Here is a 22,134-nt window from a genome sequence, read left to right as displayed (position 1 = left end):
TCCTTTAGATTGGATGGTACTGATCGGTACCCTCACTGTAATCATATATGCTATGGTGTCTGGAAAAGCCGTGGCCAGCGAAACATGGAAAGTTATTTCCTGGATAACCAGTCAATGCCCTGGTATATCATTTTGCTGTCGATCATTGGTACCCAGGCCAGCGCTATCACCTTTATATCAGCGCCCGGCCAGGCATATACGGATGGGATGCGCTTTGTGCAATATTACTTTGGTTTGCCCCTGGCGATGGTAGTGCTTTGTATCACGTTTGTACCCATCTTCCATAAACTGAAAGTATATACGGCTTATGAATTCCTGGAACAACGGTTCGACCTGAAAACCCGTACCCTCGCGTCCTCCCTGTTCCTGATCCAACGCGGTTTATCTACCGGTATCAGTATCTGTGCACCTTCTATTATTTTGTCTTCTTTACTGGGCTGGAACCTGTACTGGACAAATATGATCATGGGCGGATTGCTGATCATTTATACGGTGGCAGGCGGTACCCGAGCCGTGGCCTACACACAAACATTCCAGCTGGCCATCATTTTCGGAGGTATGTTCCTCGCGGGCTGGATGGTCGTTCACCTGTTGCCGGCCGATATTGGTTTTAAGCAGGCGTTGCAGGTGTCGGGAAAAATGGACAAGCTGAATGTGATTGTTACGAAATTTGACTGGCAGGATAAATACAACATCTGGAGCGGGGTGATAGGAGGGTTCTTCCTGGCGCTGTCGTACTTTGGTACGGACCAGTCGCAGGTAGGCCGTTACCTTACTGCAAAATCAATCAAAGAAAGCCGTATGGGCCTCCTGATGAATGGTCTTGTAAAGGTGCCCATGCAATTCCTGATCCTGCTGATAGGCGCCCTGGTATTTGTTTTTTACCTGTATTTCCGTGCGCCGATTTTCTTCAATGAAGCACAGCTGGCAAGGGTGCATAAAACCGAACAGGGCCCGGCGATGCTGAAACTGGAAGACCAGTACAATGAGCTGGGAACCTTAAAACAGCAGCAGGTAAAGCAACTGGCTGCTGCACTCGAAACAGATAACCACACACAGATTGCCTCCGCAAAAAAAGCGTTGCAGCAAACCGATGATCGGTCGCAGCTGGTAAGAACCCAGGCATTATCACTCATCAAGGCATCCGATCCTACCGCAGACACCAATGATACCAACTATATATTCCTTCATTTTGTAGTGAACAGCTTACCGAAAGGACTGGTGGGATTGCTGATTGCCATCATCTTCCTGGCAGCGTGGGGCAGTATTGCTGCGGCGCTGAATTCGCTGGCGTCCACCACGGTGATAGACGTGTACAAACGATTGTACAACGAACATGCTTCAGAAGATCATTATCTGAAAATATCCAAGCTGTGGACATTGATCTGGGGTGTATTCTGTATCGTGGTAGCGCAGTTTGCCGGCAGCCTGGGTAGTTTGATAGAAGTGGTGAACGTGCTTGGCTCCTGGTTTTACGGGGTGATCCTCGGTATTTTCATGGTAGCTTTTTACCTGAAGCGGGTAGGAGGCACAGCTACTTTCTGGGCGGCCATCATTGGAGAAATTGTGGTATTGGTAATTTACTGGACCGGCACGGTGTCTTTCCTCTGGCTGAATGCGATCGGCTGCTTGCTGGTAGTATTACTGGGTTGGATCTTCCAGTATTTTGTAAATACGCGAAGGTTGTCTGACTCAGGATTACGCTGATTATACAGATTACCTGGATTTTACTTTTTTGATTTTATAAATGATTATAAAAGATTGGGGAGATAAAGCGGATCATCCGCTTATATCTCCCCAAATCTTTTATAATCAAAAGTGATCAAATCCAGGTAATCAGTATAATCAGCGTAATCCTGAGTCAGACAACCTCCGCGCTATTTTAACGTAGCCAGTAACTTCTTGTTCAACGTTACATAGTCGTCGTTTTTAGCAGTAGTAGCCAGTTCTATTGACTTCTGCGCTGCTTCTTTCGCCACTTTCACGTTTTTAGCTTTCGCGTTGATGCGGGCTTTCTGGTACCATATCCAGAAGGCGTCGGGGCTTTGTGTAGCTGCCTCATTGATCCATTCTACCGCCTTGTTGATGTCTTTACCACTTTCATAGTAATATACAGCTGCCTGGAAGTAAGGTTTCTTTTCGGCGTTCTGCATGGCATCGTTGATCTGGGCGGTGATTTTATCGTCGATATCCGCTTTTATCACTACGGGTACTTTGGTTTTATCCCAGCTGAGGGCCAGTACCACGGAGTTGGAACGTACATTTTCGAATCCGATGGTAAAGCTTTCCTGGCTGAAAGGGGTAGCTACCGGTTTTACGTTTACACGGGCCACATCGTTTTCTGGTTTGTAAGCAGCAGGGCTGGTTACATCGAGGCTGCTGGTCAGGATAACGGTCCATGACTGAGCGCCTGGAATAGAAAGCAAACCGTATTTACCAGCTTTCACGGGTACGCCGCCGAAAATTACGTCTTCACCGAAAGTAACGGTGGTAGCACTGTTGGCGCCGGTTCTCCATACTTTACCATAAGGGACCAGGTCGCCCATGATAACGCGGCCGTTTTTCAGCGGACGGGAGTAGCTCAGCTCTATATTGGATAAAGCGAAGTCCTGTTTAATGGTTTGCGTAGGACTTGGCGCAGGCATTTTAATGCCCTGGGCCAGGGTAGTGCCGGCATACAAGAGCAGCATAGCGCCCGCTGTAGCGGCAAAGGTTCTGATAGTACTCATATTTGGTGGGTATTTAAAACTATTCTATTAATCCGTTACGGAATGCATACAGTACCAGACCAACGCTGTTTTTAACGTTGATTTTTTCAAGTAATTTTTGACGGATCCCCTCTACAGTACGGGGGCTTAGGAAAATCTGTTCGGAAATTTCCTGGGTAGTCAGTTCATTGCAGATTAGCTTCAGTACTTCCTGCTCCCGGTCATTGAGCTGGATTTCATTTTTTAGTGTTGGCTTAAATTGTTGTTTGTTTTTGTGTAATACCTTTTTAAGCAGTGCCAGGTTTACGTTATCATTAAAATAAAATCCTTTTTCAAAGGTAGTACAGATGGCTTCATAGATCTCTTCCGGTTCCGCATTTTTCAACAGGTAGGCGTTGGCGCCGTTTTCCACCAGATGGACAATGAAGTTGTCGTCCTCATACATGGTGAGTATAATGACCTTTACGTCGGGATACTTTTCCTTTACCTTAATGGTGGCTTCAATGCCGTCCATATTGGGCATTTTCAGATCCATCAGGATAACATCCGGCTGTTGTGTTTCCATGTTCTGCAGCAGATGCAGGCCATCGTCGGCTTCAAAAACGAAGCTGATATTTTCATAAGGAATCAGTGTGTTTATGACTCCACTGCGGAAGATCTTGTGATCATCAGCAATGGCCACTTTTATGTGTGCCATAGGTGGACAGTTAGAAGATTTGCTATTATTTTATTCAGAATAAATTACTATGAGTCATGTCGTTACAAGCGGGTTCAACACAACCGGATGGCAATTTAGCAATAAAACAACATAAGTATCAACTATTCTGTGCAGGTGTCTGATAATTCTCTACACTTATCGTAGCAATGGTACCTTGTGGTGTTCCGGGAGTGAAGTTAATATTTCCACCGATAATATTGAGGCGGCTTTCAATATTTTTAAGTCCCAGGCTGCCTGTTTTGGCACGGGAAGCGGGCAGAGAGGTTAGCAAAGCGCCATTACCATTGTCTTCCACGGTAACGGTAAGAAGGGACGGAGTGGTTTGATAGGTGATGAGTACATCCGTTGCCTGCGCATGTTTCAGGATGTTATTGATCAGTTCCTGCACCACACGGTAAACGTTTAAAGCCTTTTCGCGGTCTACCGTTTGCCCGTTGCCGGCTGTTTTAAATGCTATTTTTACCTGTTTGTTTTTGTTCATCAGGTTGCAGAAGGAGTCCAGCGCATGTGCCAGGCCCAGGTTTTCCAATGCCTGGGGGTGCAGGCTTTGGGAGATGAACCGCAGTTGTTGTATAATGGTATCGGTAAAGTCCTTGGTTTCCTTAAGCCGTTCTGTTTCACCGTTGCCGGTTTTCAGCAGGGGCTGAAGACCTCCGAGGTTGAGTTTCAGCACAGACAGTTGTGCGCCCACTTCGTCGTGCAGGTCTTCCGCAATCCTTTTACGTTCCTGTTCCTGGCCCTGGAGTACTGCGATGAGGCGTTCCCGTTGGAGCTGAAGGTCTTTGTCACGTATATCAAGTTTATGTTGGATAACCATTTTTTGTTGGAGCATTACCAGCAATATCACAATGACTCCCAGCATTAACATTACTGTAGTACCAATTACAATAACATCAATAATTCGCATGTCTTAGTTTTTTGATCTTAGAGAACCCAATATAAAGAAGAATCATTGATATCATTCCAACAATATAATTGATACTCAGTATTGCGATGGTCATACCCATTCTGGCAACACCGGTGGTGAAAAGCGCCTGTAAGTGGTTATAGCTGATGCAAAATAGAAATTCAGTACAGGCAAAGATAAAGATCCCTGAATTATACCAGAATATCGGCAAAGAATCAATGTATATCGATTTTTCTATGAGATTCCTGTCCCTCAGCAGTTGTAAAAAGAGATATAGACCATAGGTAAGTACTACCAGTTGCTTAACGCCCGATGAAATGGAATTAAAGGCGCGTACCCCCTCTATGAAAAACAGGTCAAATATAAATATTGCCAGTAGTAGTAAAGGCATATACTTCACAATGTTTTTCATAGTGGGGTTAGAGATGCTCCGGTAAAAAAATACAGAGAGGATCACAAACTGGATAAAGTGCATGAGGCTGAAGAACCACATGTTGTTCCCGATATACCGTTCTACCAGAACAGACCCTCCTGCAAAAAAAATACAGCTCAAAATGTAAAAAAATATGCACCTGGACGAGAAGTCCAGGGACTTATAATTTAAAAGGAAGGGGATCAAGACCAGTGCTTCGATCCCCACCATGCTGTAAAAAATAGTAAAAAATAAAGTTACATTCACGAGATGGCTTTGTTGATGATATTATTTATCACTTATCCTTTTCCTCCGGGTTTTGTACAATATTCGGGGCAGGGTAATCCTGAATCAAGTATTTTCGCCATAGCGCCTTTGGATACCACGCCACCGGGGCCTGCATTGGTGGTTTCTGTGGGAAGGATGTCATTACCTTCTTCATCAACGGCTACCAGGATCATTTTCTTTTCCTTTATTCCATCTCCGTCAGTATCTACCTTAATACCATAATAGATTCTCAGAGCTGTTGCCCCGGGTTGGTCCAGCAATTCAATAATTTTGTCTTTACCAAAACACATCGCCTTAACATGGGTACCAAAGGACTTCTGATTTACATGATCCTCATCGTGATTTTTTGTAAGGGTGGTCATTTCTTCAAGTGAAATGAAAGCGCCGGTATCCGAAGGGATCGGCCTTTTTGGAAAATCATTCATTGTGGGTAAGTTTTAGTTTGCAGTAAAATTATTACAAATAATCGCATATACAATCCGGCCACCAACCGGTAATGTAACCCGAAACTGTGTTTTTACGCAGGTGGAATTGAATGTGCTATTGCATTTGAGCGGTTTTATCATCTTAAGTAAAGGGAGCGGATTCCGTAGGCTTCACTTCAGAATGCGTATTTATACGCATTACTTTTTACCTGCCGGAAAACAACCAAAAGGTGAATAGCGTAGTTCCCATATTCAATTTGCGTAGTTATACGTAAAGCTTTTTTTCAGTTGTTAAACGCTTGACTACTCCTTTAAAGTTCTTAATCTTTGTATTGTCAACCGGCTTTAAATCTATTGTCCTCAGAAAAGTTCATAGTAATTGGCCTTTCTACCATGTTTGTTTTTTTCGGTTAGTAATATGCAGAATCAATTCATCAGGTGATGCTCGTTAACCCCTTTTTTTTTCTTTAAAAAAAATAAAATTATGAGTTACCTATTAATCGGAAACATCTCTGCACTTATTTGTAACGATTGCGTAGAGCCCCTGGCAAATGCGCGGATCCGGGTTTACCTCCCTGCTGTATTGCAGGCGGCAGATCAGCCCCACGGAATTTTTAACGACATGAAACCATTGTCGGCCCGGGAAGTACTGATGAAGGCCGACCGGTTACTGGCGGAAACCACCCTGGATGAAAAAGGCAACTTCAACCTCTCGTGGAATGAAGTACACCTGTTCACCGAAGCATTGGAACTGGATCTGTGCCTGGATCAGCTGCCGGGAAAGAACGGTACAAAGCAGTCCCGTAACTTCCACCTGAGTAAACTGGTGTTGCACTGGAAACGTAACAGCGGCGGCTACGTAGGCGCATATGCTTATGTTATCCCCGCCGCCACCTGGCATAATATATACGCCAACGCGGGCGCCTGGGTAATTACCGGCGTAGTAAAACCGCATATGGCAGCATCAGGACAGCCCCATCTGAAAGTGGAAGCGTATAATGCGCTCACCGGCAAACTGATCGGGCAGGCGCACACCAACGAAGCTGGACGCTACACCCTGCACTTTTCAAGGCAGCATCTTGCAAATGGCATCCTGCACTCCATTATACCCGGACGCAGGAACCTGGGTCCCGATGTGTACTTTAAAGTTTACAGGAATAACGAATTACTGTGGGCGGAAGATGAGAAGATGGCCCGGATGCCCCACCGGCAGGACCTGGGTCCCTGCAGCAATGTGAATATAATTTACCGTCCGTCCCGGGTGAAACGCGCCTCAGACCAGATTGGCAACTGGTTCAGTGATGTGATCACCCTTACTAACCCAAAGAAGAACAAGCAGGATAAATACCGCTTGCTAACCCATAGCTTATTGTAATAAGATTGTTTGAATACACCTTCCTTATCATGGCAAAAACTACCCGATTGTTTGTGACCTTCTAACAGCAGAAATGAAACAGCTACCTTTCCCCGGTAGCTGTTTTTTGTTTACGGTATCAAAACCGGGGATGGAAACGCAGGAGGGTATCTCTTAAATATTCCCGGTCCAGGTGAGTATAGATCTCCGTAGTAGTAATGCTCTCATGTCCCAGCATTTCCTGTACGGCGCGGAGATCGGCGCCGCCTTCCACCAGGTGGGTGGCGAAGGAGTGCCGGAAAGTGTGGGGCGACACATTTTTATGAATACCGGCTTTTTGGGTCAACTCCTTTATAATAAGGAAGATCATCACCCTGCTTAATGCGCCGCCGCGGCGGTTGAGGAAAAGGGTGTCTTCCTGGCCGTGCTTAACGGGCAGCTCTATACGAACATTTCTCCGGTAAATATCTATCTGGCGCATGGCGTCTTTGCCGATGGGGACCATCCGCTCTTTGTCGCCTTTCCCGATTACCCGGATAAATCCTACGTCCATGTGGAGTTGGCTGATCTGGAGGTTAATGACCTCGCTTACCCGCAGGCCGCAGCTGTACATGGTTTCAAGGATGGCTTTATTACGGTGACCTTCCGCGGTATCCAGGGGGATCTGCGCAATGATCTTTTCAATTTCTTCGAAGGTGAGTACATCGGGCAGCTTGCGTAAAATCTTCGGAGCTTCCAGCAGTTGGGTAGGGTCCTCGTGGGCCATGTCTTCCAGCAGGAGGAACTTGTAAAAGGCTTTGAGGCCGGAAATAGTTCTGGCCTGGGAGCTGGCAGTCATTCCCAGTTTGGCGATCCATTGCACACAATCCTGCAGGTCCTCAAATGTTACATCCTGGGGCCGGAGCTTTTCTTTTCCATGAGCGAGGAGGTACTGCTCCAGTTTTTCCACGTCCCTTACATATGCTTCCACGGAGTGGTCAGACATAGACCGCTCTAATCTTAAATACCCTTTAAACAGTTTCCGGAATGATTCCCACATATGCCGGCAAGTTAAAAGCTTTTTACAAAACTACGGTCACGGCTATCCGGGAAATATCCTTTCAGGGGTAAAATAATATCAGGAAAAACAGGTGTTTCTGGAGTGAAAAAGAGGAGAGTGGTTTTACTTAAAGTAAGATGATGGAGTTTTGTTGTAATTATTTGATAATGAAATGTATATAAGGATGTAAAACGGATCTGTTTTCCTCTTTAAAACATTCATTTTTGCTGATTTTCGGGGCTCATATTTTCATTAAAAAGCATGTGATTACGCCTTTTTGTCAGCCTTTGCATTATATCTAAAGTGTTACTTCTTATAGATTGTGTAAATCAATCTAAATGAATGTGTTATCATTAAGAAAAATATTGAAGGCAAATAAAAAAGGCCAGCTTTTCGAAGCTGACCTTTTTGTAATGATTTTGCCCGTCAGGACTAGAATTTCTCCAGACCGCTGAAGAAGAAGTTACCTTCTATAGCAGCGTTCTCGTCAGAGTCGGAACCATGAACCGCATTGCGGCCGATAGACTCTGCGTATTTTTTACGGATGGTACCTTCTTCTGCGTTGGCAGGATTGGTAGCACCGATCAGTTTGCGAAAATCTTCTACGGCGTTGTCTTTCTCCAGGATAGCTGCTACGATATGGCCGCTGCTCATGAATTCTACCAGTTCACCGTAAAAAGGTCTTTCCGCATGTACTGCATAAAACTCACCTGCTTTAGCAGTAGATAACTGCGTCATTTTCATGGCTACGATGCGGAAACCTGCAGCGTTGATCATGTTTAAAATGCCGCCAATGTGCCCGTTTGCTACTGCATCAGGCTTGATCATAGTAAATGTTCTGTTGCTCATATAATGTTTAATTCCGAATTACAGATTAGGCCGCAAAAGTAATTACATTTTCTTTAGTGGTAAAAAATTTTGAAATTCTGGCTCAAATAAAGATCTTCGCACTTCGTTTTCTGTTTCAACCACTTGTTGTGATTGGAAATCAACTCTTAACATTACAGTTTTTTAATGAAGCCGATCGAGGAAATTAAGCCTTTGCTGGAGAGCCCTAAGAAAGTGGTGATTACAATGCACCAGAAGCCAGACGCGGATGCCATGGGATCTTCCTTAGCAATGTATCACTACTTAGTACAGAAAGGGCATCAGGTAACTGTAATCTCACCTACAAATTTTCCGGATTTCCTGAAATGGATGCCAGGAGCCGACGACGTGATTGACTACGAATCCTCTATGGACCGGGCCATTCAGGCGCTGGAAGGCATCGATCTCCTGTTTTGCCTGGATTTCAATGCGCTTTACCGCACTAAAAACCTGGCGCCACACCTGGAAAAACTGGACTGTATCAAAATCCTGATAGACCACCACCTGGAGCCACAGCCCAGCTTTGAGTATGGCATAAGCGATACCAAAGCCAGCTCCACCGCCCAATTAGTTTATGAAACTATATATAAATTGGGAGATGAGCAGTATATTAACCTCGAAATTGCACAGTGTATTTATGCCGGCACTGTAACAGATACAGGTTCTTTCCGCTTTGCATCTACTTCCGCAGCCGTACACCGTATGGTAGCCGACCTGATGGAAAGGGGACTGAAACATGAGGTGATCCACCAGGCGATCTATGATAACTTCCTGGAAAACCGCCTGCGCTTCCTCGGACATAGTCTGCTGAACCGCATGGAAGTGTTCTATGAATATAATACCGCCATGCTGGCCATCCCGTACTCCGATCTTAAACGGTTCGACCTCCAGACAGGAGACACCGAAGGACTCGTGAACTTCCTGTTATCTATACAGGGCATCAAGATGGCCGCTTTGATCATTGACCGTAACTCAGAAGTGAAGCTGTCGTTCCGCTCAAAAGGCGACTTCGACGTAAATACCTTCGCCCGCAAATATTTCGACGGGGGAGGGCATTTCAACGCTTCCGGAGGCCGCAGCACCGATCCGCTGGAAAAAACAGTGGACCGCTTTATCAAAGCCGTGGAAGAGAACGAAGACCTCTTACAATAAACTGTAAATAAAGTATTTCAACCTACTAATACAATCAAATGAAAAAAAACAATCAGTTTTTAGTTGCAACTGCGGCTTTAGGCTTTCTTTTAGCCAGTTGCGGTACAGGTGTTAAAAAAACACCGGGCGGTATTGAGTATATCGTTCACAAATCCGGCAGCGGAGCACAACTGAAATTAGGCGATACTGCCCTGGTGAATGTTACCCAGCGTATCAATGACTCCCTGCTGGGCGATTCCCGCAAAATGGTAGGTGCTGCAATTCCGGTGCTGGTGGCAAAACCACAGAATAAGTACGATCTGATGGAAGGTATTGCCCTCCTCCACGAAGGTGATAGCGCAACCTTTATCATTCCATGGGATTCATTACCAGCCCAGGAGCGTCCTCCATTTGGTAAAAAAGGTGATAAACTGAAAATCACTTTCGCAGTAGAAAACAAATACTCTGCTGCTGCTCAGAAAGAAAAAGACGAAAAAGTTATTAAAGAATACCTGGATAAGAACAAGATCAACGCCACTAAAAACGCTGAAGGCGTTTACGTAGCAGTAACCCAGGAAGGTACAGGCAGTACACCTAATCCAGGTGACACCGTTTATGTACACTACACAGGTAAGCTCACCACCGGTAAAGTATTTGATTCCAGCCAGGATTCAACTATGCGCCCGGGCATGCCTTTAGAACCCATTAAGTTCCCTATCGGTCGCGGCTTCGTGATCAAAGGCTGGGATGCTGGTTTAAGCGGCCTGAAAAAAGGTTCCAAAGCTACCCTGGTAATTCCTTCTGTACTGGCTTATGGCTTACAGGGAAGTCCTCCGGTAATTCCTGGAAACTCTGTCCTCGTATTTAACGTAGAGTTAGTAGATATTAAAGCAGGCGCTCCGGCTCCTTCTCAATTCGCTACTCCCGGTAAGTAATTGATTATAACCGCATAAAAGGAAAGCCCCCTGCCATTTGGCAGGGGGCTTTCCTTTTATGCTATGTGGCTTATTCCCGGATCAGGCATATCCATCTATCAACACTTCGTATAGCTTTACTTTCAGGTCTTCCAGCGACACATCCTGGGTGAGTACCCCGTCGATCGCATAAGACACCGTCCCCCTTTCTTCAGAAACAATGATCGCCAGGTTATCGCTATGCTCCGTAATGCCCACCGCCGACCGGTGACGCAGCCCTATACGGGTAGGAAGGTTCGGATTCTCAGATACCGGCAGGATCACTTTGGCCGCCAGGATCTTATTGCCTACAATGATCAGCGCCCCATCATGCAGGGGACTGTGTTTCTCAAAAATGCTCTCAATGAGTTTCGCACTCACGTTTCCATCAATAGGAATACTGGACGCGGAATCAAATTTCAAACGGTAGGTGGTGGCAATTACCATCAAAGCCCCGGTAAAGGTGCTCTGCATCCGGCTCACCGCCACAATAATTTCATTAATAATGTTTTCTTCTTCTTTATAACTCTTAAACTTATCAGGCAGGAACAATTTGGTTAAAAAACTGTCCTTGCTCAGCGGCGTTTTCTTACCCAGCACCAGCAGGAACTTCCTGATCTCCGGCTGGAAAATGATGATGATCGCAATGATACCAACATTGATAAAGTTTTGCAGGATAATGGTGAGAATAGGCATCTTTAACGCCCTCACCAGGAAATATGCGGCATATACCATTAACAGGCCTACGAAAATATTAAAAGCAAGACTCCCCTTTAATAAACGATACAACTGAATGATCAAAAAAATTACAATCAGCAGGTCCAGCAGATCCAGCCATCGAAACTCAACTCCATAAAATTCTATTACTTCCTTCATAGTTGTAAAAATAGCAAGATTAAATTATCCGTTCATTTTCTCCGTAATCCTTACCGCTTCCACAGCGGCTTTTACATCGTGTACCCTTAATATATGGGTGCCCTGTTGCAAGGCTATGGTGTTTAATACAGTAGTGCCGTTCAAGGCATCGGCCGGGGTTATGTTCAGTAGTTTATAGATCATCGACTTACGGGAAATGCCCGTCAGCACAGGTACTCCAAGTATATCATAAAACAGGCGCAGGTGTTTCAGCAGGGCATAGTTATGATCAATTGTCTTTCCAAAACCAAATCCCGGGTCAGCAATAAAGTCCTTTATACCGGCGGCACGGCAGGCCGCCAGCTTTTCCTTCAGGTAATCGAGCACTTCGGACACCACATCGTTGTACTGCGGATTTTTTTGCATCGTGGCAGGCTTGCCCTGCATGTGCATCGCAATATAAGGTACCTGCAGCTGACCAACAACCGGAATCATCTCCGCATCCATATCCCCGGCGCTCACATCATTGATAATAGCCGCGCCGGCATGTACCGCTTTCTCTGCCACCGCAGCATACCAGGTATCTACAGATATAATTGCGGAAGGATACTTATTCAAAATGGCATGTATCGCCGGGAGCAGCCGGTGAATCTCTTCTTCCGGTCCCACCATCTCCGCACCGGGGCGGGTACTCTGTGCGCCCAGATCCAGTATGGCAGCCCCTTCCTCCAGGTGTTGCTTCGCTTTCTCCATCACCTGGTGCAGCTCATGCATGCGGTTGCCTTCATAAAAAGAATCGGTGGTAACATTAATAATACCCATTACAGCAGGGGTAGACAGGGATAACAATTGCCCCCTGCAATTTATTACCGGTGAAGACATTGTTGTTACGGGGATATGGTCTGGTTTCATTTGAATGCGTTAAGAAGTTAGCATGCAGGCTCTTGCTCCTGAATTTTCACATAGTTCCGGCCTTTTACCCGAAATTCTTTATTTTGCCTGCAAATCTAAGAAGGAAAATCAATCATTGCCGAATTTAGGAATTTAGCAGTTCAATTTCAGAAATAGATTTGGCGCGCGTCAACTCACTTTCAGATACGCTCATCAATTTCCCGGGAAGGTAAACCCTGATTGTTCTTATCTTCACGGATCACTTAACCATTAAACTATTTTATGAAGATTATCCTTAACCTGTTACGTATAATCGTTGGGGTGTTATTCATTTTCTCAGGTCTGATTAAAGCCAATGATCCGTTAGGACTCAGCTATAAAATGGAGGAGTTTTTCGAGGTATTGCACCTTACCTTCCTGTCTCCCTATTCCCTGGCATTTTCTATTATCATGAATGCCTTCGAAATTATTGCCGGCGTAGCAGTGCTCATCGGCTACCGCATGAGGGTCTTTTCCGTGCTGCTGTTGCTGCTCATTATATTCTTTACCTTCCTTACCGGGTACGCATTATTCAGCGGTACCATCCGTGAATGCGGCTGCTTCGGCGACTGTATCAAACTCACCGCCGAGGAAACCTTCTGGAAAGATGTGATCCTGCTGGTGATGATCCTCGTGATCTTCTTTTACCGGAACACCATACAGCCACTCTTTAAAGGAGCCGGTGCAGTACTATTGCTCTCGGCCTTATTCGCTTTCGGTATCCAGCGGTATACTTTAAAACACCTTCCGCTTTTCGATTGCCTGCCGTATAAAGTAGGTAATAATATTCCCGAGAAGATGAAACTGCCGCCGGGCGCTACGCCAGACGTGTATGAGATGATCTTCATTTATGAAAAGGATGGGCAGAAGAAAGAATTTACTGCCGACAATTACCCGTGGTCAGACAGTACCTGGAAGTTTGTGGACCGTAAAGATAAACTGGTGAAGAAAGGAAACGCAGAACCGGCCATCAAGGATTTCATTCTCACTGATCTCGATGGGGTGAACCAAACGGAAGCCATCCTGTCTGAAACCAAACCGGTATATCTCTTCCTGGTATTGAATACTCAAAAGGCCGGCAGCGGATGGGACGAAAAAATAAAAGCCCTGCAACAGCAATGGAAAAACCAGCAGGTAGTTATATATGGAGTAACCGCTTCCACCAAAGAAGAAATTACTGCCTTCAAACAACAACATGGCCTGGAGTTTCCATTTGTGCAGATGGATGGCGTAGCCATTAAAACCGCCGGCAGAAGTAATCCTGCCCTGATCCTGCTGAACAAAGGCACCATCAAAGGCAAATGGCACTATAACGATATACCATAATAATATATGCTTCGTTTTCTGCTTCGTAAAACCGGATACGGATTGCTGGTACTGCTCGGCGTAGTGGTGCTGGTATTCTTCCTGTTCAATGTGCTGCCCGGCGATCCGGCACGGCTTACATTGGGGCAGCGGGCCGATGTGGCCTCCCTGGAAAACGTGCGCCGGGAACTGCATCTCGACCAGCCGGTGGGGACGCAGTTCCTGTATTACCTGAACGACCTGCTGCCGGTTGGAGTCCACACCCAACAGGAAGCGGATGAAAATCTCCGCTATCTAACGGTGGCGCATATATCAAAGGATAAACTCCTGGTGCTGAAAGCACCCTATCTCCGCCGCTCTTACCAGGGCAAAAAACAGGTGTGGGATATTTTAATGGAGGCATTGCCGGGTACGTTGCTGCTGGCCATAGCTGCGATGGTGTTTGCCACCATCACCGGCATTGCCCTGGGCGTATTATCGGCGGTAAAGCAAAATACCTGGATGGATACTGGTGCAGTATTCGCCAGTGTGGCGGGAATTTCCGCCCCTTCATTTTTTGCAGGCATCGTGCTGGCCTATCTTTTTGGCTTTGTACTCAGCGATTATACCGGCCTGCATATGTCCGGCAACCTGTTTGATGTGGATCCGTTCAAAGGCAGGGTACTTAACCTGCGCAACCTGGTGCTGCCGGCTATTACTCTTGGTATCCGCCCGCTGGCCATCATCGTGCAGCTCACGCGCAGCGCCATGCTGGATGTACTGCACCAGGATTATATCCGCACGGCCTACGCCAAAGGCCTTTCCAGCTCCACAGTGATCTGGCGGCACGCATTACCTAACGCCCTCAACCCGGTGATCACCGCCATCACCGGCTGGTTCGCCGAACTGCTGGCAGGCGCCTTCTTCGTGGAATACATCTTCGGCTGGAAAGGCATCGGCAAAGTAACCGTGGAGGCGCTGGATAAATTCGACTTCCCCGTGGTAATGGGAGCCATCCTCTTTACGGCCGGCATCTTCGTGATCGTCAACCTGCTGGCCGACCTGCTCTATACGCTCATCGACCCGCGGATCAAACTGGATTAACGCGGATGTTGTCTTTCCCGCTGATTACGCTGATTATACTGATTTAGGGATTTGATCATTTTTGATTTTAAAGGATTTTAGGAGATATGAGCGGATATTTTCGCTTATATCTCCCCGAATCATTTAAAATCTTTTGTAAAATCAAAAAAAAATCAAGGTAATCAGTATAATCAGCGTAATCAGCGGGAAAGACAAACTCCGCAAAAAAAATATCAGCATCTTTGTAACATCTTCTTTTTACAGTCGTCTTCTTTCAAAACGCACTATTCTGCATGTCATTAGATCGATTCCTTACCCAGGTAGTTCCAGTCAGGCCAAAGCTTTACCGCTTTGCGTTCCGCCTGCTGGGCAACGAGGAAGACGCGCAGGATATCACCCAGGATGCCCTGATGAAAGTTTGGGACATGCAGGAGAAGATGGCGGAACTGCAAAACATGGAGGCCTGGTGCATGCGCATCACCCGCAACCTGGCCCTGGATAAAATCAAAGCCAGGAAATACCGGATGTCTGATGAACTGGACAGGGCAGGAGAGCTGCCGGCAACGCAGCAGAAAAGTCCCCATGCGGTAACAGAACAGAATGATGTAATGGAAAAAGTGCATGTGGCTATCAACGCCCTGCCGGAAAAGTACCGCACCATCCTTCAACTGAGGGATATCGACGGGCATTCCTACCAGGAGATCGCCGACATACTCGATATAGACATGAACGACGTTAAAGTGAATTTGCACCGTGCCCGTAAAACGGTACGCGAGAAACTACAAAACCTGCAGGTATATGGATTATAAAGAAATCACTGTATTGGTGGAAAAGTACTGGGAAGGAGAAACTTCCCTCGAAGAGGAAGCGGTGTTGCGGGATTTTTTCAGTACACCACATTCAGCCCTGCCAGAAGTATTGCAGGAAGCAGCGCCCCTGTTCGGCTATTTTCACCGGGAGGCGGAAAAAGTATGGGAGGCGCCGCCGGTAAAAGTGGTGAAGCTTTCGCCCTGGCGGCATTGGATGAAGTATGCAGCTGTGATCATGGTGGCGGTAGGCATCGGTTATGCTCTCAAACAGCACCAGCAGCGTGAACAACAGGTATTGGTAGCCCTGGAGCAGCAGGAACTGAACGATCCGCAGAAAGCGTTGGACGAAACAAAAAGGGCTTTACAGCTGCTGGCTAAAAACCTGCACAAAGGCACCTCAAAGATGCAGCAGCTGTCTTATTTCAATGAAGCTACTGCTGTGGTAGAAGGCAAGGAAGACTAACGGCCATTTTAAAACCTGATATAAATTTAGAAAGATGAAACGATTCTTGTTATTACTATTGGCAGTCTTTGCCAGTTTTCACCTCTTCGCGCAGCAGGGAAGCGTTATAGAACGGTTTTTCCAGAAGTACGAGAACGATCGCAGTTTCACAGTGATCACCATTACCCCCAAAATGTTCAGCATGTTCGCCAAAGTAGATGCCGGCGACGCGGATGCCAAAAACATGATGAAGGTGATCCAGAAACTGAAAGGACTCCGTATCCTTACAAAGGAAACCACCAAAGATGGTCCCCGGTTGTACAAAGAGGCCGCCGCCTTCCTGGGCAGCGATTTTGAAGAGCTGATGACGGTACGCGACAAAGACAGCGACCTGAAGTTCCTCGTCAAAGAAGATGCGAAAGGAAATATCAATGAACTGGTCATGCTGGTAGGCAGTTCCGATCAGTTCCTGGCCATGAGCCTCGTGGGCACCATGGACCTCAATGAAATATCACAGATCGCCAACGGCGTGAATATCCAGGGAATGGATAAACTAAAAAATGTGAAGAAGAAATAACTTTTAAAAACCACCCCCATGAAATCATTACTCATTGCCGCCAGTTGTATCGTTTTGTCTGCCACCGCTGTAAAGGCCCAGGATAAATGCCTGCGGGAGTTCCGTAACAAGTACAGGGGAAGCGCCGAAACACATACCATCAGCTTTGGCAACTTTGCTATGCGGCTTGGAAGTTTATGCTTGTCGTTTGATAGTGAAGATGCAGATGCCCAGGCGATGAAACATGCGCTTAAAAATGTGCGCAAAGTAAAGATGTACACCATCTCTAACGTGAAAGGCGGCACAGTGAGCAACGACGATATCGCCGATCTGAAAAGCAACCTGCAACGGAATGAAAATTTTGATTTGCTGATGGAAGTGAGGGAAAAGGGAAGCCTGATCCATATACTCAACAAAGGAAAAGACGATGAACTGGGTAATGTGGTGATGCTGGTGCAGGACGAAAATGACTTTTTGATCGTCAACCTGCAAACTACCCTGAAAATGAGCGATATCAACGAACTGATTCACCAGTTTGCCTCCAACTGATACTTACCGGATCATCACTTCCTTTACAATGTTCTCCCCGAGCATTTCATTTACCAGCTTGATGATCTTATCTTTCGAATAAGTTAGTTCCTGTTTTAGCGGCGCCACGGTAGTTGTAACGATCAGTGTATGATCGATCAGCTGGATACTCTGTGTGTAGCGGGCAATAGTTTTACCCATCAGTTTCTCCCAGTTTTCCTGGATGCGTACTTCCGTGAGACGGGGTTTCATCCTGCTCTTATTCATAAATTCCCGGAGCGCATCTCCGATACTGGTGGTTCCATGACGCATGGTGCGAAGCTAGTGATTTTTTGGTTCTCTGTGATGGGCTTTTAGCTTTTGGTGATCAACTTTACGGAGGAAAGCTAAAAGCTATATTGTTATCAGCTGTATGGCCTCGCCGGTGCCTGCAAATGCCTCTTGCAGGCGCTCTGCGTGCGTATCTGTAATGAACACCTGGCCGTAATTATCGCTGGCAACCAGGGCAATGAGGCGGCTCACCCTTTCCTGGTCAAGCTTTTCGAATATATCATCCAGCAACAGGAGCGGAGGGAATTTTTTATGCTGACGGATCACTTCAAACTGTGCCAGCTTAAGTGCAAACAAAAAGCTTTTGCGCTGTCCCTGTGAAGCGCTGCTTTTCATCAGGTGGCCGTTCAGCAAAAAAAGGAGGTCATCGCGGTGAATACCGGTAGTGGTGCGCTGTAACTGCATGTCGCGGTATCTCGACTGGTGCAGCTGCACCGCGTAATCTTCTTCCTGCAGGGTGCACTGGTACTGGATATTTACCACTTCGTGGGTGCCGGCAATATAATCGTACAGGCGCTGTACCTGCGGAATAAAGGTTTGCAGAAAGGCTTTCCGGGTTTCGTACACCGGTACGCCATGCATCACCAGCTGCAGGTCGAATACATCCAGCAGGCTATCCTGGTTCTGCCCGGTAGCGGCCATGTTTTTCAGGAGCGTGTTCCGCTGTAATAATATTTTCTGATAGATGATGAGGTGGTCGAGGTACTCGGGATACAGCTGGGAGAGGAGACTATCCAGCCATTTACGCCTTTCCTCGCTGCCTCCCAGGATGATGTCCGCATCGTCCGGGGCTATCATTACGGCGGGAAACTGCCCGATGTGCCGGGAAAAGCGGTCGTACCGGTCGTCGTTAAGGCTTATTTCTTTCCGGCCCTCTTTGAGGGTACAGACAATTTTTTCTTCCTGGTTATTTTTTTCAAGATAGCCCTCCAGCCGGAAGCCGTTGGTCAGGTACTGGGTATTCTGACTTTCGCTGCTGGTAAAATAGCTGCGGGTGAAGCAAAGGTAGTAGATGGCGTCCAGCAGGTTTGTTTTGCCGGCACCGTTGCGGCCGGTGATGCCCACGATCCTGTGCCCGAAGGAAAAGGCCGCCTGGCTGTAATTTTTGAACTGGACGAGTAATATTTTATTTATATAAAGCAAAGAAAAAGATTATTCGTAAATAATAATATGCGAAAATTATCAATTGTATAAGTGATAAAAAACCGCTCTAATGGGAACTTCCCTGTGATTCCCGTGCAAATAAATGCAAAACTGTTTGAAATTGATGAAATTGCATAATTTAATGGGAATTAGAATTGATATTTATATTTTACGATTTTCCTGTTATATTTGCGAACAAATTTAGAAAGAGTGCAAACTAAAACAGACGTGAAGACGAAATTCACCAAAGAGACATATCTGTACTGGTATGAATTGATGCTTTTGCTGCGCCGCTTTGAAGAAAAGACAGGCCAATTGTACGGGATGCAAAAAATCCGTGGCTTTTGTCATTTGTACATAGGACAGGAAGCAATTGCTGCTGGTGCGATGACTGCTACCAAGCCCGAGGATAAATTCATCACGGCCTACCGCGACCATGCGCTGGCAATTGCAAAAGGAATTTCCGCTAAAGCTTGTATGGCTGAGCTGTATGGTAAAGCAACCGGTTGTTCGAAAGGAAAGGGAGGCAGCATGCACTTTTTCTCTAAAGAACATGGCTTCTTCGGTGGCCACGGTATTGTTGGAGCTCAGATAGGTACAGGTGCCGGACTGGCGCTTGCAGAGCAATACAAAGGAACAGACAACGTCGTGTTGTGTTTCTTTGGTGATGGCGCTGCCCGTCAGGGTATCCTCCATGAAACCTTTAACATGGCCATGACCTGGAAGCTCCCTGTGATTTTCATTTGTGAAAATAACATGTACGCCATGGGTACTTCTGTAGAACGTACCTCCAACGTATTGGATATCTATAAGTTGGCGGATGCTTACGAAATGCCGGCCGATTCTATCGATGGTATGAGCTGCGAAGCTGTACATGATGGTATCGAAAGAGCGGTGAAACGCGGTCGTGAAAACGGCGGTCCAACCCTGCTGGAAATCAAAACATACCGTTACCGTGGTCACTCCATGAGTGATCCCGCTAAATACCGCACAAAAGAAGAACTCGAAGAATACAAGGAGAAAGATCCGATCAACGAAGTACTGAGAGTTATTCAGAAAAATAAATGGGCTACCGAAGCAGAAATTGAAGCAATCAACGAACGCGTAAAAGTGGAAGTTGAAGAGTGTGTAACATTCGCAGAAGAATCTCCGTGGCCAGCCGATGATGAATTGCTGAAAGACGTTTACGTTCAGGAAGATTATCCATTCATCGTTGACTAATGTATTTAGCTATCTGCCTTAAGCCTTTAGTAAATGTAGCAAAGCTGCATCTGCTAAAGGCTTAAAGCCTAAAGCTAAACCCTATATTTAATAACCAAGCAATCACAATTACACCTTACAATGGCAGAAACTAAAGATAAAGCCACCGTGCCTCAACCTACAAAAGATTTTGACCTGGAGAAATCCATGCACAAGGCGGAAGATTTCTTCTATAAAAACAAAAATGTTATTTCTATAGCCGTATTGGCTGTAGTAGTAGTGGTAGGCGGTTTCTTCGCTTATAACCGTTTTGTAAAACAGCCCAATGAAAATAAAGCACAGGAAATGATTTTCCATGCGCAAAACTACTTCGCGGTAGATTCATTCAAACTGGCACTGAACGGCGACGGTAATAACTACGGTTTCATCCAGGTAGCAGATAAATACGGCAGCACCAAAGCCGGTAACCTCGCTAAATACAGCGCAGGCGTTTGCTACATCCGTTTGGGCGAATACCAGAAGGGTATTGACATGCTGAAATCTTTTAGTTCAAATGATCTGCTGCTGCAACCTACTGCCTACGGTTTGATCGGCGACGCTTACATGGAGCTGAATAAAGCTGAAGAAGGTATTGAATCCTACAAGAAAGCAGGTCACTATAATGATAATGAACTGACTGCCCCCGTATACCTGTTCCGTGCAGGCCAGGCCCTGGAAAGAGCTGGTAAGGCGCAGGAAGCAATCGCTATCTATCAGGAAATTAAAAAGAATTTCCCGACCACCAACGAAGGTCGTGAAATGGATAAATACCTGGCAAGACTGGGAGATGTAAAGAACTAGCTATTAGCAGTTAGCTGTTAGTTTTTAGCTGACAGCTAACTGCCAACAGCCCAAAGCTATAGAATATGTCCGAGCACAATAAGAGCTTATTAAATGACGCTGGCATTCTCAACCTGGAGGATGCCAGTGTTGTTATGGTGTATACCGAATGGAATGATGCCATCGTGAATGAACTGGTAAACGGCTGTGAAAAAGCCCTCAAACAGTATAACATCACCAAATCAGAAAAAATAATTGTACCTGGCGCTTTCGAACTACCTTACGCCTGTAAGCAATACTGGGAAACCACCAAAGGCACCGGCAAACAGCCTGGCGCTATTATTGCTTTCGGTTGCGTGATCCGTGGCGAAACACCTCATTTCGATTATGTGTGTAAAGCTGTAACAGAAGGTATCCTTCACCTGAACCTTCAGTTACCCGTTCCTGTTATATTTGGAATTCTGACGGTAGATAACGAACAGCAGGCGCAGGACAGACTCGGCGGGGCCCACGGCCATAAAGGGGAAGAAGCTGCCATTACTGCACTGAAGATGATTGCATTGCAAAGAAAGTTAGCTAAGAGCTAAGGGCTAATCGCTAAAAGCTATAGAGATGAATGTACAGTTATTTATACCGTGTTTTGTAGATCAGCTGTTTCCTGAAACCGCCTTCAATATGGTGAAGGTACTCGAGAAACTGGGATGTAATGTAATGTATAACACGGAACAAACCTGTTGTGGTCAGCCGGCCTACAATGCCGGGTACCAGGATGAATGCCGTACCGTAGCTACCAAGTTTGTAAAGGACTTTAAAACCTTCGACTACATTGTTGCTCCCAGCGGTTCCTGTACCGGTTTTGTAAGAAACTACTATGGCAAATTGTTCGATAATTCAGCCGCACATAATGATGTGAAACTGCTGAAGAAAAACCTCTTCGAATTTACCGAATTTCTCACCGACGTATTGCATGTAACAGACCTGGGAGCTACCCTCAACGGCGTAGCCACCTATCATGATGCATGCGGCGCACTGCGGGAATGCCATATCAAAGAAGGCCCCCGCAAACTGCTGGAAAAAGTAAAAGGACTGGAGCTGAAAGAGATGAACGATGCCGAAGTATGCTGCGGATTTGGCGGTACTTTCGCCGTTAAGTTTGAACCTATTTCCATGGGAATGGGCGAACAGAAAGTAAACAACGCCGTTGCCAGCGGCGCCGATTACCTGATCTCCACCGACCTTTCCTGCCTCATGCACCTGGATGGCTATATCCGTAAGCACGGTACCAACATCAAAGTGATGCACATTGCAGATGTATTGGCCAGCGGTTGGTAATTCCAACTATCTGATTACGAA

General features: G+C 46.1%; 25 protein-coding genes. 14 read left to right on the top strand and 11 right to left on the bottom strand.

Translation table 11 applies throughout. The features are described from left to right. Nucleotides 1-84 precede the first annotated feature (84 nt). Nucleotides 85-1,707: a sodium:solute symporter gene (locus QFZ51_RS19130; RefSeq protein ID WP_429048049.1), complete on the top strand. Its 1,623-nt coding sequence runs from the start codon at nt 85-87 to the stop codon at nt 1,705-1,707. Nucleotides 1,708-1,877: 170 nt separating this feature from the next. On the opposite strand, the gene QFZ51_RS19125 is transcribed toward QFZ51_RS19130, so the two are convergent. From QFZ51_RS19125 to QFZ51_RS19105, 5 genes are all read right to left on the bottom strand, one after another. Then, nucleotides 1,878-2,729: a DUF2911 domain-containing protein gene (locus tag QFZ51_RS19125; protein ID WP_370913134.1), complete on the bottom strand. Its 852-nt coding sequence runs from the start codon at nt 2,727-2,729 to the stop codon at nt 1,878-1,880. Nucleotides 2,730-2,748: 19 nt separating this feature from the next. After that, the gene (locus tag QFZ51_RS19120; RefSeq protein WP_370913133.1) at nt 2,749-3,405 is read right to left on the bottom strand and encodes a response regulator; all 657 of its coding nucleotides are present in this window, start codon (nt 3,403-3,405) and stop codon (nt 2,749-2,751) included. A gap of 118 nt (nt 3,406-3,523) precedes the next feature. After that, nucleotides 3,524-4,333, bottom strand: coding sequence for a sensor histidine kinase (locus QFZ51_RS19115; RefSeq protein ID WP_429048047.1), 810 nt, complete (start codon nt 4,331-4,333; stop codon nt 3,524-3,526). Next, nucleotides 4,320-4,826: a hypothetical protein gene (locus QFZ51_RS19110; protein WP_429048045.1), complete on the bottom strand. Its 507-nt coding sequence runs from the start codon at nt 4,824-4,826 to the stop codon at nt 4,320-4,322. The genes QFZ51_RS19115 and QFZ51_RS19110 overlap by 14 nt, the downstream gene beginning before the upstream one ends. Nucleotides 4,827-5,044: 218 nt before the next feature. Continuing rightward, nucleotides 5,045-5,458, bottom strand: a complete 414-nt coding sequence (locus tag QFZ51_RS19105; RefSeq protein ID WP_370913130.1) for a hypothetical protein — start codon at nt 5,456-5,458, stop codon at nt 5,045-5,047. Nucleotides 5,459-5,942: 484 nt separating this feature from the next. Between QFZ51_RS19105 and QFZ51_RS19100 the strand changes: the two genes are divergently transcribed. Further along, entirely contained in the window at nt 5,943-6,833 is an 891-nt protein-coding gene (locus tag QFZ51_RS19100; protein WP_429048043.1) for a hypothetical protein, read from the top strand. A gap of 118 nt (nt 6,834-6,951) precedes the next feature. On the opposite strand, the gene xerD is transcribed toward QFZ51_RS19100, so the two are convergent. After that, the gene (gene xerD / locus QFZ51_RS19095; protein ID WP_370913128.1) at nt 6,952-7,851 is read right to left on the bottom strand and encodes a site-specific tyrosine recombinase XerD; all 900 of its coding nucleotides are present in this window, start codon (nt 7,849-7,851) and stop codon (nt 6,952-6,954) included. A 432-nt stretch (nt 7,852-8,283) separates the two neighbouring features. Continuing rightward, the gene (locus tag QFZ51_RS19090) at nt 8,284-8,700 is read right to left on the bottom strand and encodes a nucleoside-diphosphate kinase (protein WP_079471943.1); all 417 of its coding nucleotides are present in this window, start codon (nt 8,698-8,700) and stop codon (nt 8,284-8,286) included. A 165-nt stretch (nt 8,701-8,865) separates the two neighbouring features. Between QFZ51_RS19090 and QFZ51_RS19085 the strand changes: the two genes are divergently transcribed. Both QFZ51_RS19085 and QFZ51_RS19080 read left to right on the top strand, forming a co-directional pair. Then, entirely contained in the window at nt 8,866-9,870 is a 1,005-nt protein-coding gene (locus QFZ51_RS19085) for a DHH family phosphoesterase (RefSeq protein WP_370913127.1), read from the top strand. 38 nt (nt 9,871-9,908) lie between these two features. Continuing rightward, on the top strand, nt 9,909-10,784 hold the full coding sequence (locus tag QFZ51_RS19080) for an FKBP-type peptidyl-prolyl cis-trans isomerase (RefSeq protein WP_370913126.1): 876 nt from the start codon (nt 9,909-9,911) through the stop codon (nt 10,782-10,784). An 81-nt stretch (nt 10,785-10,865) separates the two neighbouring features. Here QFZ51_RS19080 and QFZ51_RS19075 read toward each other — a convergent pair whose 3' ends face one another. Together QFZ51_RS19075 and folP are read right to left on the bottom strand one after the other, a co-directional pair. Beyond that, nucleotides 10,866-11,678 (bottom strand): diadenylate cyclase, encoded by an 813-nt coding sequence (locus QFZ51_RS19075; protein ID WP_370913125.1) that lies wholly within the window; start codon nt 11,676-11,678, stop codon nt 10,866-10,868. A 24-nt stretch (nt 11,679-11,702) separates the two neighbouring features. Next, nucleotides 11,703-12,569 (bottom strand): dihydropteroate synthase, encoded by an 867-nt coding sequence (gene folP, locus QFZ51_RS19070; protein WP_429048040.1) that lies wholly within the window; start codon nt 12,567-12,569, stop codon nt 11,703-11,705. A 261-nt stretch (nt 12,570-12,830) separates the two neighbouring features. Here folP and QFZ51_RS19065 point away from each other — a divergent pair, with 261 nt between their 5' ends. The 6 genes from QFZ51_RS19065 to QFZ51_RS19040 all read left to right on the top strand — a co-directional run bounded on the left by QFZ51_RS19065 (nt 12,831) and on the right by QFZ51_RS19040 (nt 17,310). Continuing rightward, on the top strand, nt 12,831-13,913 hold the full coding sequence (locus QFZ51_RS19065) for a BT_3928 family protein (RefSeq protein ID WP_429048038.1): 1,083 nt from the start codon (nt 12,831-12,833) through the stop codon (nt 13,911-13,913). A gap of 6 nt (nt 13,914-13,919) precedes the next feature. Further along, on the top strand, nt 13,920-14,975 hold the full coding sequence (locus QFZ51_RS19060; protein ID WP_429048036.1) for an ABC transporter permease: 1,056 nt from the start codon (nt 13,920-13,922) through the stop codon (nt 14,973-14,975). Between the two features lie 272 nt (nt 14,976-15,247). Then, nucleotides 15,248-15,763, top strand: a complete 516-nt coding sequence (locus QFZ51_RS19055) for an RNA polymerase sigma factor (protein WP_370913121.1) — start codon at nt 15,248-15,250, stop codon at nt 15,761-15,763. Next, the gene (locus QFZ51_RS19050; RefSeq protein WP_370913120.1) at nt 15,753-16,226 is read left to right on the top strand and encodes a hypothetical protein; all 474 of its coding nucleotides are present in this window, start codon (nt 15,753-15,755) and stop codon (nt 16,224-16,226) included. The genes QFZ51_RS19055 and QFZ51_RS19050 overlap by 11 nt, the downstream gene beginning before the upstream one ends. A 34-nt stretch (nt 16,227-16,260) precedes the next feature. Then, on the top strand, nt 16,261-16,782 hold the full coding sequence (locus QFZ51_RS19045; protein WP_370913119.1) for a DUF4252 domain-containing protein: 522 nt from the start codon (nt 16,261-16,263) through the stop codon (nt 16,780-16,782). Between the two features lie 18 nt (nt 16,783-16,800). Next, nucleotides 16,801-17,310, top strand: coding sequence for a DUF4252 domain-containing protein (locus QFZ51_RS19040; protein ID WP_429048033.1), 510 nt, complete (start codon nt 16,801-16,803; stop codon nt 17,308-17,310). A 3-nt stretch (nt 17,311-17,313) separates the two neighbouring features. Here QFZ51_RS19040 and QFZ51_RS19035 read toward each other — a convergent pair whose 3' ends face one another. Beyond that, nucleotides 17,314-17,601: a DUF721 domain-containing protein gene (locus tag QFZ51_RS19035; RefSeq protein ID WP_370913117.1), complete on the bottom strand. Its 288-nt coding sequence runs from the start codon at nt 17,599-17,601 to the stop codon at nt 17,314-17,316. An 81-nt stretch (nt 17,602-17,682) separates the two neighbouring features. After that, nucleotides 17,683-18,762, bottom strand: coding sequence for a DNA replication/repair protein RecF (gene recF / locus QFZ51_RS19030; protein ID WP_429048031.1), 1,080 nt, complete (start codon nt 18,760-18,762; stop codon nt 17,683-17,685). A 228-nt stretch (nt 18,763-18,990) separates the two neighbouring features. Here recF and pdhA point away from each other — a divergent pair, with 228 nt between their 5' ends. The 4 genes from pdhA (at nt 18,991) to QFZ51_RS19010 (ending at nt 22,113) form a co-directional block, all read left to right on the top strand. Beyond that, a complete protein-coding gene (gene pdhA / locus QFZ51_RS19025) occupies nt 18,991-19,983 on the top strand; it encodes a pyruvate dehydrogenase (acetyl-transferring) E1 component subunit alpha (RefSeq protein WP_370913115.1) in 993 nt (330 codons plus the stop codon). A gap of 120 nt (nt 19,984-20,103) precedes the next feature. Further along, nucleotides 20,104-20,802: a tetratricopeptide repeat protein gene (locus QFZ51_RS19020; RefSeq protein ID WP_370913114.1), complete on the top strand. Its 699-nt coding sequence runs from the start codon at nt 20,104-20,106 to the stop codon at nt 20,800-20,802. Nucleotides 20,803-20,867: 65 nt separating this feature from the next. Beyond that, on the top strand, nt 20,868-21,368 hold the full coding sequence (gene ribH / locus QFZ51_RS19015; RefSeq protein WP_429048029.1) for a 6,7-dimethyl-8-ribityllumazine synthase: 501 nt from the start codon (nt 20,868-20,870) through the stop codon (nt 21,366-21,368). A gap of 25 nt (nt 21,369-21,393) precedes the next feature. Continuing rightward, on the top strand, nt 21,394-22,113 hold the full coding sequence (locus tag QFZ51_RS19010) for a (Fe-S)-binding protein (protein WP_429048028.1): 720 nt from the start codon (nt 21,394-21,396) through the stop codon (nt 22,111-22,113). Nucleotides 22,114-22,134 lie beyond the last annotated feature (21 nt).

The sequence above is a fragment of the Chitinophaga sp. W3I9 genome (assembly GCF_050434025.1).
Lineage (GTDB): Bacteria > Bacteroidota > Bacteroidia > Chitinophagales > Chitinophagaceae > Chitinophaga.
Note: the sequence above shows the minus strand (reverse complement) of the source record. Positions and strands in the feature narration are given on the sequence as shown.

What these genes read in the sequence shown, in the direction of transcription:
- QFZ51_RS19130 (WP_429048049.1), top strand. Translation starts at nt 85, where the DNA reads ATGGAAAGTTATTTCCTGGATAACCAGTCAATGCCCTGGTATATCATT.
- QFZ51_RS19125 (WP_370913134.1), bottom strand. Translation starts at nt 2,729, where the DNA reads ATGAGTACTATCAGAACCTTTGCCGCTACAGCGGGCGCTATGCTGCTC.
- QFZ51_RS19120 (WP_370913133.1), bottom strand. Translation starts at nt 3,405, where the DNA reads ATGGCACACATAAAAGTGGCCATTGCTGATGATCACAAGATCTTCCGC.
- QFZ51_RS19115 (WP_429048047.1), bottom strand. Translation starts at nt 4,333, where the DNA reads ATGCGAATTATTGATGTTATTGTAATTGGTACTACAGTAATGTTAATG.
- QFZ51_RS19110 (WP_429048045.1), bottom strand. Translation starts at nt 4,826, where the DNA reads ATGTGGTTCTTCAGCCTCATGCACTTTATCCAGTTTGTGATCCTCTCT.
- QFZ51_RS19105 (WP_370913130.1), bottom strand. Translation starts at nt 5,458, where the DNA reads ATGAATGATTTTCCAAAAAGGCCGATCCCTTCGGATACCGGCGCTTTC.
- QFZ51_RS19100 (WP_429048043.1), top strand. Translation starts at nt 5,943, where the DNA reads ATGAGTTACCTATTAATCGGAAACATCTCTGCACTTATTTGTAACGAT.
- xerD (WP_370913128.1), bottom strand. Translation starts at nt 7,851, where the DNA reads ATGTGGGAATCATTCCGGAAACTGTTTAAAGGGTATTTAAGATTAGAG.
- QFZ51_RS19090 (WP_079471943.1), bottom strand. Translation starts at nt 8,700, where the DNA reads ATGAGCAACAGAACATTTACTATGATCAAGCCTGATGCAGTAGCAAAC.
- QFZ51_RS19085 (WP_370913127.1), top strand. Translation starts at nt 8,866, where the DNA reads ATGAAGCCGATCGAGGAAATTAAGCCTTTGCTGGAGAGCCCTAAGAAA.
- QFZ51_RS19080 (WP_370913126.1), top strand. Translation starts at nt 9,909, where the DNA reads ATGAAAAAAAACAATCAGTTTTTAGTTGCAACTGCGGCTTTAGGCTTT.
- QFZ51_RS19075 (WP_370913125.1), bottom strand. Translation starts at nt 11,678, where the DNA reads ATGAAGGAAGTAATAGAATTTTATGGAGTTGAGTTTCGATGGCTGGAT.
- folP (WP_429048040.1), bottom strand. Translation starts at nt 12,569, where the DNA reads ATGAAACCAGACCATATCCCCGTAACAACAATGTCTTCACCGGTAATA.
- QFZ51_RS19065 (WP_429048038.1), top strand. Translation starts at nt 12,831, where the DNA reads ATGAAGATTATCCTTAACCTGTTACGTATAATCGTTGGGGTGTTATTC.
- QFZ51_RS19060 (WP_429048036.1), top strand. Translation starts at nt 13,920, where the DNA reads ATGCTTCGTTTTCTGCTTCGTAAAACCGGATACGGATTGCTGGTACTG.
- QFZ51_RS19055 (WP_370913121.1), top strand. Translation starts at nt 15,248, where the DNA reads ATGTCATTAGATCGATTCCTTACCCAGGTAGTTCCAGTCAGGCCAAAG.
- QFZ51_RS19050 (WP_370913120.1), top strand. Translation starts at nt 15,753, where the DNA reads ATGGATTATAAAGAAATCACTGTATTGGTGGAAAAGTACTGGGAAGGA.
- QFZ51_RS19045 (WP_370913119.1), top strand. Translation starts at nt 16,261, where the DNA reads ATGAAACGATTCTTGTTATTACTATTGGCAGTCTTTGCCAGTTTTCAC.
- QFZ51_RS19040 (WP_429048033.1), top strand. Translation starts at nt 16,801, where the DNA reads ATGAAATCATTACTCATTGCCGCCAGTTGTATCGTTTTGTCTGCCACC.
- QFZ51_RS19035 (WP_370913117.1), bottom strand. Translation starts at nt 17,601, where the DNA reads ATGCGTCATGGAACCACCAGTATCGGAGATGCGCTCCGGGAATTTATG.
- QFZ51_RS19020 (WP_370913114.1), top strand. Translation starts at nt 20,104, where the DNA reads ATGGCAGAAACTAAAGATAAAGCCACCGTGCCTCAACCTACAAAAGAT.
- ribH (WP_429048029.1), top strand. Translation starts at nt 20,868, where the DNA reads ATGTCCGAGCACAATAAGAGCTTATTAAATGACGCTGGCATTCTCAAC.
- QFZ51_RS19010 (WP_429048028.1), top strand. Translation starts at nt 21,394, where the DNA reads ATGAATGTACAGTTATTTATACCGTGTTTTGTAGATCAGCTGTTTCCT.